This is a genomic window from Microcoleus sp. PH2017_12_PCY_D_A, assembly GCF_020738565.1.
GTDB lineage: Bacteria > Cyanobacteriota > Cyanobacteriia > Cyanobacteriales > Microcoleaceae > Microcoleus.
The window spans coordinates 95,240-105,897 of record NZ_JAEQCI010000033.1 but is presented as its reverse complement, the minus strand read 5'-3'; the positions used below and the strand labels follow the sequence as shown (position 1 = coordinate 105,897).

Genomic DNA, 10,658 nt, shown 5'->3' with positions numbered 1-10,658 from the left:
AACCAACCTACATAAATGCGGTTGTCGGTGCTGGTGACCCAGTTGCAAAACTGCGACCACAGGTTGGCGCTTTCGCGCTGCTGTAAGGTGGCTGTCATGTGTTTATGATTGCTGTATTTGGTTTTCAATGTTCGGATGATGTCTCTATTATTAACGGTATCGTTAAGGTTTGTAAAGGCCTGTAACGACAGCTTAACTGATGGGGGTCATTAGGAAAGCTGATGAAACGATAGAGAGTGCGATCGCCAGGGGTTTTGTTAAGAAAGTTGAGAGTTAGGGCTGCGGCCGATCGACCTATGATACATTTCTGAAACCTGAAAGCGGGAAAGTCCGGTGCAATTCCGGCGCTGTGCCGCAACTGTGAGAGTCAGAATGCCGATTTCAGGGCGCGTTTACTTGTAGGTTCCCTGCGTCGCACGGGGAAGGAGATTATTTGTTAGCTTTGACTGATTTACCGACTTGTCCGGGCTTATTTTACGGTTCCCGAGCCCGAGACGGCGTTTTATCGAGGATGCGGATTCCGGGGGGAATGTTAAATGTACAGCAGTGTTGGTCGATCGCCAATTTAGTCGATCGCTACAGTACCGGCTTTTTGCAAGTCACGAATCGCGCAAATTTGCAAATCCGAGAATTGCACTCGGAAATTCCCCCGTCAATTTGGCAAGATTTGCAAGAATTGGGATTAGCATCTCGCCGCGTTGAAGTTGACCCAATTCGCAATATAATGGCAAGCCCGACAGCAGGAATCGATCGCCAGCAGTTACTCGATACTCGCCCGTTAGTTGCAGCTTGGGATAATTACCTTCAAACCCATCCTGAGTTATCAGAACTTTCCGCTAAATTCAGCATTGGTTTTGATGGCGGAGAATTAGTTTCTATCCGCAATCTACGGAACGATATTTTATTAGCAGCAGAAAGGATATCGACAAATCCTGAAATATTTTTCCGACTGTATTTGAACAGCGATACAGGAATTCTTATCGAACAATCGCAATGTATTGCAGTATTAGCAAGCTTAACTAGCGCGTATCTTGAATATACTAAAAATTCGCCTAGAATTAATCGCAAAAAACCGCGTTTGCGTCATCTACTCGCTGATTGGGGGACTGAAAAATATCTAAAAAAAGTAGAGAAAAATTTGCCGTTTGCATTGCGGCGAGAGTCCAGGGAGCTTTCTGAAACAAACATCTCCCACAACTCTTGTGCAACAGGCATCCTGCCTGTCACTGACGCGATTTTCACCCTCGCGCCCAACGGCAATCTCGGCATTCATCCCCAGCGACAGTCCGATTTTTCATACATCGGCATTGCACTGCCCCTAGGCAAGCTAGAATCAAAGCAACTGAGAAATTTGGCAAATTTAGCCCAAAATCTAGCTAGCGGCACCCTCAGACTCACACCGTGGCAAAATCTGGTGATTTCCGACATTCCCAGCTCCCAGATTTTTGAGGTCAAACAGCAAATCGCCGATTTAGGATTGCACTCATCCGCAACTAATCTAGATTCCTGCTTAGTTGCGTGCGCCGGTAGCAGCGGCTGTGCGTCGGCGGCGACAGATACTCAAACTCACGCCCTAGAAATGGTGAGGGATTTAGCGCAAAAACTGACGATCGACCGATCGATTAACATACATTTCAGCGGCTGCGAAAAATCCTGCGCCCAACACCAGCCAATTGACATCACCCTAGTAGGAACCCAGATTCAGCAGGGATGCGAAACGATCGCAGCTTACAACATTTATGCAGGTAAAAAAGACTTGCCCTTTGGACGGCAAATCTTCCCAGCCGTTAGCGCAGCCCAGATGCCCCGCGCGATCGAGCGAATGCTGCGCGTCTACCAGCAGTTGCGAGAACCTCACGAGTCATTAGGTGAATTTTGCGATCGGTGGGCGATCGACAAATTGCAGAAATTACTTAGCCCAGTAACTCACAATTAAAAGCAAAAAACATCCCATAAAAACAGACAAAATGTCATCATTTCCCCTTCTCTTTCTTCCTTCGCGCCCTTCGCGCCTTCGCGGTTCATTTAAAAAAGCCATTTCATAAATCAAACAAACTTCCCATAGCAGTTGCAAATAAAGTTAAGTACAGTCTCCCAATTCCCAATTCCCGATTCCCAATTCCCAATTCCCAATTCCCAATTCCCAATTCCCAATTCCCAATTCCTAATTATCTTAATGATTGACTACATCCGAGACGGAACAGAAATATACAAAAAATCCTTCGCCACAATCCGCGCCGAAGCAGACTTATCAAACCTGCCATCAGACTTAGAAACAGTTGCAGTGCGACTAATTCACAGTTGCGGAATGATCGATATCGTTAAAGACTTAGCAGCTTCCCCCCTTGCAGCCACCCACGGGCGAAAAGCCCTCGCAGCAGGCGCGCCAATTCTCTGCGATGCCCGGATGATAGCCGAAGGCATCACCCGCAAACGCCTACCCGCAGACAATCCAGTGATTTGCACCCTCTGGCATCCTGAAGTCCCGGAGTTGGCGCGACAAATCGGCAATACTCGATCGGCAGCAGCACTCGATTTGTGGCTAGATAAGTTAGATGGTGCAGTTGTGGCGATCGGCAATGCCCCGACTGCTTTATTTCGGCTGCTGGAAATGCTGGATGCTGGAGCCCCGAAACCGGCCTTAATTCTGGGTTTCCCGGTAGGATTTGTGGGGGCGGCGGAATCCAAAGCCGAACTCGCTGCTAACAGTCGGGGAGTGCCATTTATCGCGCTACAGGGGCGGCGAGGTGGCAGTGCAATGGCAACAGCAGCCGTGAATGCGTTAGCTAAAGAGGACGAACTATGACTAAGACTACTGGTAAATTGTATGGATTGGGCATCGGCCCTGGGGATCCGGAATTGATCACTTTGAAAGCTTATCGGATTTTGCAATCGGTGCCGGTGATTGCGTATCCGGCGATGGAAAATGGTAAGGTGCTGGCGCGGGCGATCGTCGCAGATTACTTGCGCCCGGAGCAAATTGAGATTCCGATGCCGCTGCCTTTTAGCCCGACGCGATCGTCTCAACCGTATTACGATATTGCAGCAGAGAAAATTGCCGCCCACCTCAGCGAAGGGCGCGATGTGGCGGTTTTGTGCGAGGGCGAACCTTTTCTCTACGGCACGTTTATGTATTTGTTCAACCGTTTGTCGGGCAAATTTACTACCGAAGTTGTGCCGGGAATTTCTTCGACGATGGCGAGTGCGAGTGCGCTGGGAGTGCCACTGACTTACCGTAACGATGTGTTAAGCATTATGCCTGCGACGTTGGATGCCTCTGTTTTGCGCGATCGGCTGGCGGTTGTTGATGCTGCTGTGATTATTAAGCTGGGGAGGCACTTTGCGAAAGTCCGAGACGTGTTGATTGAGTTGGGACAGTTCGATCGCGCACTATATATAGAACGCGCAACTATGCCGAATCAGTGCATTCGGGCGATCGCAGATGTCGATCCTGCCGAAGTTCCCTACTGGGCATTGGTGATGATACCCAGCCAGCAAAAGTCTGTATCTTGACCTTATTCAACGTGAGTTCGGGATAAAGATTTGGGCCGTGAAAAGGGCCAACCCGGTAGGCTGAAAATGCTAAAGTCTCACCCTGTTTGCCGGATCGCACTTCTCAATACGCACCACCTGAATCCTTACACTTTTTTATCTGTGGAACAGGCATCCTGCCTGTTTTTCTGTGTGAATTATTCAACCAGCAACAGCAAACTCAACCCTAGCCGGAGCCAGACGATCGACCTAAAACAAGTATCCCGCTTCCAAGTACGATCGTGAGTTGTGATAGATTTGGTTTGTTGCAGGCTGAGGTGAAAAATTGGCCCTAACTAGCCTGTGGTTGTGGAACAGGCGTCCGGCCTGTGGTTGGCGGAGTCAATCTCAAATCTCAAATCTCAAACCTAAAATCGACATGACTTTGACAAATGATTGAAGTAGAACACTTAAGCAAAACTTACGGTTCGACGGCAGCGATCGCGGACGTGTCTTTTTCGGTCGAAGCAGGAGAAATTCTCGGGTTTTTGGGGCCCAACGGCGCCGGCAAAACCACAACCATGCGGATTTTGTCGGGATATTTGCCGGCATCGAGCGGTACAGCCCGCATCGCCGGCCTGGATGTTCACGAAAACTCGATGGCGGTGAGACAGCGCATCGGTTATCTGCCGGAAAACCCGCCGCTGTATCCAGAAATGACTGTGGAAGGGTTTCTGTTTTTTGTGGCGCGGATCAAGCAAGTACCTGCGGGCGATCGCGCGCGACGAGTTACTTCCGCGATCGAACGCTGCGGCCTGGTTGATAAACGCAAAGTTTTAATCCGCAAACTTTCTAAAGGATTTCGGCAACGAGTTGGTATTGCACAGGCGATCGTCCACGATCCCCCCGTCATTATCCTGGACGAACCAACCGTCGGCCTCGACCCGCGACAAATCATCGAAGTCCGCAACTTAATCAAAAGTCTTGCAGGCGAACACACTATTATCCTTTCTACCCACATTCTGCCCGAAGTCAGCATGACTTGCAGCCGCGTCACCATCATCAATCGCGGTCAAATCGTCGCCGCTGGTACTCCCGAACGTTTGATGGGAGAGTTCACCGCTGGGGAAGGTTACGAAGTCGAAGTTGAAGGTGAGGCGGATTTGGTTAACAGTCTGCTGTTGCCTTCTTTGGAAAATGTGCCGGGAGTTCGATCGATCGAATTGATTCCCAGCCAGCAATTTTTAGCCAGTCGCTACCGCCTGCTGGCCTCGTGCGAATCGGACGTGGAACCAGGACGAGAAATCGCCGCAGCTATTATCGCCTCAGGATTCGGACTCTGCGAAATGCGCCGCAATCGGGCTACTTTGGAAGATGTGTTTTTACGGCTGACAGCGGGCCAAAAGAAACCGGAAGAAAGTCTGGTTCACAGCGAACCGGAGGTCGATCGCAATCTGCAAACAGCGACAAAAATTCCAGATTCGATCGCGGATGCTCATCAATCGGAATCACCGCCGATCGCGGATGCTCATCAATTGGAAGCGCCACCGATTGTGGAAAATCTGCCAGTTTCAAATAGGCAAGAGTCGCCCTACGATGCTTGTTCAGCATCCGACGAACCAGTTGTAGAAACAGTAAAATCTTTCTATGATGCTCATTCAACATCCCACGAACCAGTTGTAGAAACAGTAGAGTCGATGGAGCTTGCTGAGCCAGAATCAGAACCAGTGGTAGAAACTGTGGAGTCGATGGAGCTTGCCGATCCAGAATCAGAACCAGTGGTAGAAACTGTGGAGTCGATGGAGCATTCTGAATCAGAATCAGAACCAGTGGTAGAAACTGTGGAGTCGATGGAGTATCACGAACCGGAACCGATTGTCGAAAATCTGGAATTTGCAGAAATCGAAGAGTCGATCGACAATTCTGAACCAGAATCAGAACCACTTGCAGAAACATCAGAGACAATCAATGATATAGAACCAGAAATGCAACCAGTTGCAGCATTTCTGCAAATTGTCGAAAGACAAGAGTCGATCGAGCTTTCTCAAGCAAAAGCCGAACCTGTTATCGAAACCGTAGAGTCGATCGAGTATGGTGAACCGGAACCGATTGTCGAAACAATAGAGTCGATCGAACATCATGAACCGGAACCGATTGTCGAAAATCTGCCTGTTGTCGAAACTGTAGAGTCGATCGAACATCATGAACCGGAACCGATTGTCGAAAATCTGCCTGTTGTCGAAAATGTAGAGTCGATCGAACATCCTCAACTAGAAGCCGAACCAGTTGTCGAAACCGTAGAGTCGATCGAGTATCGCGAACCGGAACCGATTGTCGAAAATCTGCCTGTTGTCGAAAATGTAGAGTCGATCGAGCTTTCTCAACCGGAACCTGTTGTCGAAATCGTAGAGTCGATCGAGCTTCCTCAACCCAAACCGGAACCTGTTGCCGAAACCGTAGAATCGATCGAGTATCGCGAACCGGAACCGATTGTCGAAAATCTGCCTGTTGTCGAAAATGTAGAGTCGATCGAACATCAAGCCGAACCTGTTGCCCAAATTGATCGAACATCAAGCCGAACCTGTTGCCCAAATTGTAGAGTCGATCGAGCATCCTCAACCCAAACCGGAACCTGTTGTCGAAACCGTAAAGTCGATCGAGCTTTCTCAAGCAAAAGCCGAACCTGTGACGCAACCTGTTGTCGAAATCGTAGAGTCGATCGAACATTCTCAACCAAAATCCGAACCTGTTGTCAAAAATCGGCAAGTTAAAAAAAGGCCACAAGCGAGTAGCGATGCTCAAGCAGAACAACCACCCGTTAACAGAAAGCGAAAAATAGAAAGAAAGCAACAACAGAGCAACGACAGCGAAACACGACCCGGAGGCGACTCAGAATGAAGCAATTACCAATACCCAATTACCCATTCCCAATTCCTAAATGTTAGTAATGATTAGTAATATCATCGCCATTTACCGCAAAGAACTGCAAAGCTATTTTGCATCACCATTTGCCTATGCTATCGCAGCAGTCTTTTGGCTGATCGCCGGCTACTTTTTAATCGCCATTCTCCTTGCCCCCGACGGCCTAATTCCTCAAATTACCCAGCGAGATAGAATGGGAATTACCGAACCTGCGATCGACATAGCCTATGAATTCCTGCAACTCTTCCTGCGAATCATGGGTTCCCTTTCACTGTTCGTACTACCAGCACTATCCATGGGACTTTACGCAGAAGAACGCAAGCGCGGCACCTTAGAACTTTTAGCCACATCGCCCTTAACCAACTGGGTCGTTGCTACCGGCAAACTCCTCGGCGTTTTAACATTTTATACCACAATGTTGCTGCCACTACTCTTCTGCGAGGCGATCGCCCTAAGTTCGTCAACGCCCCCCGTACCCTCCAGCGTCGTGCTGCTAGGACACGGCGGCCTAATCTTACTAGCGGCCGGAATATTGTCCCTCGGAATGTTTATTTCATCCCTTACAGACAGCACAATTTTATCCGCCATCCTCACCTTCGCTCTAGTCTTATTTCTGTGGGTAATCGATGCAGCCGCCGTCGGTATCGGCGGGCCCTTCGGAGCAGCATTAGGACAACTTTCACTCCTAACACATTACACTAATCTTGTCAAGGGAGTTTTTGATACTAGCAGTTTAATTATTTTTGCCAGTTACATCATTCTAGGAGTATTTCTCACAGCACAGTCGATCGATGCTTTGCGATATCAGCGTTCTTAAAAACAACGGGCATCGGGCATCGGGCATCGGGCATCGGGCATCGGGCATCGGGGATGGGGCATTAATCTGGCTACTGACTTATTCCTTCTTCCCTCTTCCCTCTTCCTTCTTCCCTCTTCCTTCTTCCCTCTTCCTTCTTCCCTCTTCCTTCTTCCCTCTTCCTTCTTCCCTCTTCCTTCTTCCCTCTTCCTTCTTCCTTCTTCCTTCAACATTCGGTTATATTTTCAGGGTAAATGATTCTACCAAGTAAATCAAACAATGAGATTTATCAATCCCAAAATCGACTTTGCGTTCAAAAAAATATTCAGTTCCAGCGACAGCAAATACATCCTCATTAATTTTTTAAACGCCATCCTTTATGAAGCACAGCCCGTCATTAAAGACTTAGAAATAATCGACTCCCAACCGGGAAATAAAACTTTCGGAGTCCCAGACACACACCTAGATGTCAAAGCCACAATCAACGGCGGCAGAATCGCCCTCATTGAAATCCAACTGCTCAACGTGCCTTCCTTCGAGAAAAGAGTTTTGTACAATGCAGCCAAAGCCTACAGCCTGCAATTAACAGGAGAAGAACGCTACGAAAGACTAAAAACAGTAACTTCCTTGAAAATTGCCAACTTTGAAATGTTTGAAAATCAGCCAGAATTTATGACGAGGTTTGTTTTCAAAGAAAAAGAGCAACAGTTTGATTGTCCAGATACTGAAATAGAATTAGTATTTGTCGAACTGCCAAAATTTAGCAAAGAATTAGCACAATTAGAAACAACCGCCGACAAATGGATTTACTTTCTCCAAAATGCCAGTATTCTGGAGACAGTCCCCGAAACACTGAGTGCTGTTCCCGAAATTCAGAAAGCTTTTAAAATTGCCAGCGAGGACAACTTCACTCAGGAAGAATTAAATGAATTGCAGAACCAAGAACTGTGGATTCAAGACCAGCAGATTGCCATAGATTTAGCAAGAGACCAGGTGACAAAAACCGCTCAACTCTCATTAATATTGCGTCAACTTGTGCGGCGTTTAGGCACAATCCAACCGGAACTAGAAAACTCCATCCGTCAATTAGGATTACAGGAATTAGAAGAATTAGGAGATGCCGTCCTGGATTTCAACAGTCTCTCAGATTTAACAGCCTGGTTGGAGCAGACTAATTCAATATAGAATAACATTCTTGAACCGGAGTTTGGTCACACAATATTTACCTTATGAAAATTACCAAAACAAATTGGAAATACGTTTTTTTGCTGGGCCCCCTTCTCACCGCAGCCGGGTTAACAGCAAGACTTGTATCCGCAGCATGGGAACCTCTGACAGTCGGTTTAGTTATTGCCGGAATAGTGACGATCGCACTTTGGCTGCTATCCTTGACTTACGAACAAGGCTTTTGGGGGCGGCGTTCCACTCAAGCGAGTACCAACGCGCTGATTGCTACCCTCGCAGTCTTTGTGATTCTGGGAGTAATTAACTTCATAGCATTTCGCTATCCCCTCCGCATCGACTTAACCGAAAGCCAACAATTTACCCTCGCCCCCCAGACTCAACAAATCCTGCGAAACCTGCAACAAACAGTCAAGGTTTGGGTATTTGACCCCATCCAAAATCCGCAAATTAAAGAATTGCTGCAAAGCTACAAACGCGAGGGAGGTGAAAAGTTTCAATACGAGTTTGTTGACCCCCAAGCCCAACCGGGAAAAATCCGGGAATTTAGCATTACCAGCATCGGAGAAGTTTACTTGCAGTCCGGTGACAAAAAACAGTTACTGCAAAAAAGTGGTACGGCTTTTGGTAGCGACCCAAATCAAGGCCTTTCAGAGATAAAACTTACCAATGGCTTAGAAGAAATTCTCAGCACTCGTACTCCTACAGTTTACTTTTTGCAAGGTAAAGGAGCTCGCCCGCTGAAAGAAGGTCAAGGCGGAATTCAGCAAGCTGAAAAAGCTCTGAAAGACAAATACTATAACGCTCAAACGCTGAATTTGACAGAACGCAAAGAAGTTCCCGAAGATGCAGATGCTTTAATTATTCCGGGTCAAGATAAACCTTTTTCCGATGCAGAAATTAAAGCATTAAAAGCTTATCTCGATCGCGGCGGCAGTTTATTGTTAATGGTAGACCCGGGAATTAATACGGGATTGGACAAATTTCTGCAAGAATGGGGGGTAAAACTAGACACCCGTTTGGCTATCGATGCTTCGGGTACTGGTCAAAGATTCGGCCTGGGTGCGACGGTTCCTACAGTCAGGCGTTACGGCGAACATCCGATTACTCAAAGTTTCGGTAGCGGTATTTCATTTTATCCGTTTGCACGCGCTTTGGAAACTTCGCCAGTAGCAGGGATAGAGGAAAAACCGCTGATTTGGACGAGTCAGGAAAGTTGGGCGGAAAGCGATTTGACGACTAAGAAATTGGAGTTCGATCCGAAGACCGATCGACAAGGCCCGTTATTATTAGGTGTGGCTTTGGTGCGATCGGGTTCTGACAGCACTCCGTTAAACCCCTCACCCTCACCAACTTCACCATCGCCAACAACTTCACCATCGCCAACAACTTCACCATCGCCAACAACTTCACCATCGCCGACAACTTCACCAACAAATTCACCATCGCCGACAACTTCACCAACAAATTCACCATCGCCAACAACCTCACCATCACCAACAACTTCGCCGAAACCTTCACCATCACCGACAACTTCGCCATCACCGACAACTTCGCCATCACCAACAACTTCACCATCACCGACAACTTCGCCATCACCGACAACTTCGCCATCACCGACAACTTCGCCATCACCGACAACTTCGCCATCACCAACAACTTCACCCGTAGCTTCCCCAATTAGCTATTCGGTGATTGTCTCCCAAGAAGCTACACCTCCAGCATTACCGACGACTTCCCCAACACCGACAACATCTCCGACAGCATCTCCTGAAAGTTCGCCCACACCAACACCAACAACATCTCCGACAGCATCTCCTGAAAGTTCGCCTACGCCAACACCGACAACATCTCCCACAGCATCTCCCAGTCCAACCACAACTCCTTCTGTGCTTTCAACTCCTACAAAAACATCGCGCATGATAGTAATTGGTACATCTCAATTTGTGACTAACGGTTGGTTTGACCAACAACTCAATAGCGACGTGTTTCTCAATTCAGTGAGTTGGTTGAGTAAACCAGACCAGCAAAGCTTTTCTATCAGCCCGAAAAAAGCTACCAACCGCCGCCTTAACATGAATGATGTCCAAATAGGATTGTTGGTTTTGGCTTGGCTGATTTGGCCTTTACTCGGACTGGGTATTGGTGGCGCTATTTGGTGGAAGAGAAGATAAGTTAGTTGTCAGTTGATTGTTTTCAGTTGTTACGCAAAACAGTTTTGATGCGCTAATCATAGTGGTAAGGTGCGCAGTGCGCACCCTACATAGGTCGGTTGTGCATAAGTCCT

8 protein-coding genes, 1 pseudogene and 1 riboswitch are annotated in these 10,658 nt (G+C 47.7%); of the genes and pseudogenes, 8 read left to right on the top strand and 1 reads right to left on the bottom strand.

Annotation, left to right across the window (positions count from 1 at the left end; genetic code table 11):
* The first annotated feature begins 293 nt into the window (after positions 1–293).
* Positions 294–399: riboswitch (cobalamin riboswitch) on the top strand.
* Between the two features lie 34 nt (positions 400–433).
* The 6 genes and pseudogenes from cobG (at position 434) to JGK39_RS10430 (ending at position 7,210) form a co-directional block, all read left to right on the top strand.
* Positions 434–1,936: a precorrin-3B synthase gene (gene cobG / locus JGK39_RS10455; protein ID WP_293262093.1), complete on the top strand. Its 1,503-nt coding sequence runs from the start codon at positions 434–436 to the stop codon at positions 1,934–1,936.
* 240 nt (positions 1,937–2,176) lie between these two features.
* Positions 2,177–2,806 carry a precorrin-8X methylmutase gene (locus JGK39_RS10450; protein ID WP_293262102.1) on the top strand — a complete coding sequence of 210 codons (630 nt, stop codon included), beginning with the start codon at positions 2,177–2,179 and terminating at the stop codon, positions 2,804–2,806.
* Positions 2,803–3,513 (top strand): precorrin-2 C(20)-methyltransferase, encoded by a 711-nt coding sequence (locus JGK39_RS10445; protein WP_293262096.1) that lies wholly within the window; start codon positions 2,803–2,805, stop codon positions 3,511–3,513. Before JGK39_RS10450 ends, JGK39_RS10445 begins: the two co-directional genes overlap by 4 nt.
* A gap of 66 nt (positions 3,514–3,579) precedes the next feature.
* On the top strand, positions 3,580–3,777 hold the full coding sequence (locus JGK39_RS10440; protein WP_293262099.1) for a hypothetical protein: 198 nt from the start codon (positions 3,580–3,582) through the stop codon (positions 3,775–3,777).
* Positions 3,778–3,923: 146 nt separating this feature from the next.
* Positions 3,924–4,874, top strand: a pseudogene (locus JGK39_RS10435) (ABC transporter ATP-binding protein); the annotation flags it as partial.
* A gap of 1,535 nt (positions 4,875–6,409) precedes the next feature.
* Positions 6,410–7,210: an ABC transporter permease subunit gene (locus JGK39_RS10430; RefSeq protein WP_293252942.1), complete on the top strand. Its 801-nt coding sequence runs from the start codon at positions 6,410–6,412 to the stop codon at positions 7,208–7,210.
* Here JGK39_RS10430 and JGK39_RS10425 read toward each other — a convergent pair.
* Positions 7,207–7,422 carry a hypothetical protein gene (locus tag JGK39_RS10425; protein ID WP_293252945.1) on the bottom strand — a complete coding sequence of 72 codons (216 nt, stop codon included), beginning with the start codon at positions 7,420–7,422 and terminating at the stop codon, positions 7,207–7,209. The two genes, JGK39_RS10430 and JGK39_RS10425, sit on opposite strands and share 4 nt — an antisense overlap.
* Before the next feature lie 46 nt (positions 7,423–7,468).
* On the opposite strand from JGK39_RS10425, the gene JGK39_RS10420 reads away from it, so the two are divergent.
* Both JGK39_RS10420 and JGK39_RS10415 read left to right on the top strand, forming a co-directional pair.
* A complete protein-coding gene (locus JGK39_RS10420; protein WP_293252948.1) occupies positions 7,469–8,374 on the top strand; it encodes an Rpn family recombination-promoting nuclease/putative transposase in 906 nt (301 codons plus the stop codon).
* 44 nt (positions 8,375–8,418) lie between these two features.
* Positions 8,419–10,545, top strand: coding sequence for a Gldg family protein (locus JGK39_RS10415; protein ID WP_293252951.1), 2,127 nt, complete (start codon positions 8,419–8,421; stop codon positions 10,543–10,545).
* Positions 10,546–10,658 lie beyond the last annotated feature (113 nt).

What these genes read in the sequence shown, in the direction of transcription:
- JGK39_RS10445 (WP_293262096.1), top strand. Translation starts at nt 2,803, where the DNA reads ATGACTAAGACTACTGGTAAATTGTATGGATTGGGCATCGGCCCTGGG.
- JGK39_RS10430 (WP_293252942.1), top strand. Translation starts at nt 6,410, where the DNA reads ATGTTAGTAATGATTAGTAATATCATCGCCATTTACCGCAAAGAACTG.
- JGK39_RS10450 (WP_293262102.1), top strand. Translation starts at nt 2,177, where the DNA reads ATGATTGACTACATCCGAGACGGAACAGAAATATACAAAAAATCCTTC.
- JGK39_RS10425 (WP_293252945.1), bottom strand. Translation starts at nt 7,422, where the DNA reads ATGTTGAAGGAAGAAGGAAGAAGGAAGAGGGAAGAAGGAAGAGGGAAG.
- JGK39_RS10440 (WP_293262099.1), top strand. Translation starts at nt 3,580, where the DNA reads ATGCTAAAGTCTCACCCTGTTTGCCGGATCGCACTTCTCAATACGCAC.
- JGK39_RS10415 (WP_293252951.1), top strand. Translation starts at nt 8,419, where the DNA reads ATGAAAATTACCAAAACAAATTGGAAATACGTTTTTTTGCTGGGCCCC.
- JGK39_RS10420 (WP_293252948.1), top strand. Translation starts at nt 7,469, where the DNA reads ATGAGATTTATCAATCCCAAAATCGACTTTGCGTTCAAAAAAATATTC.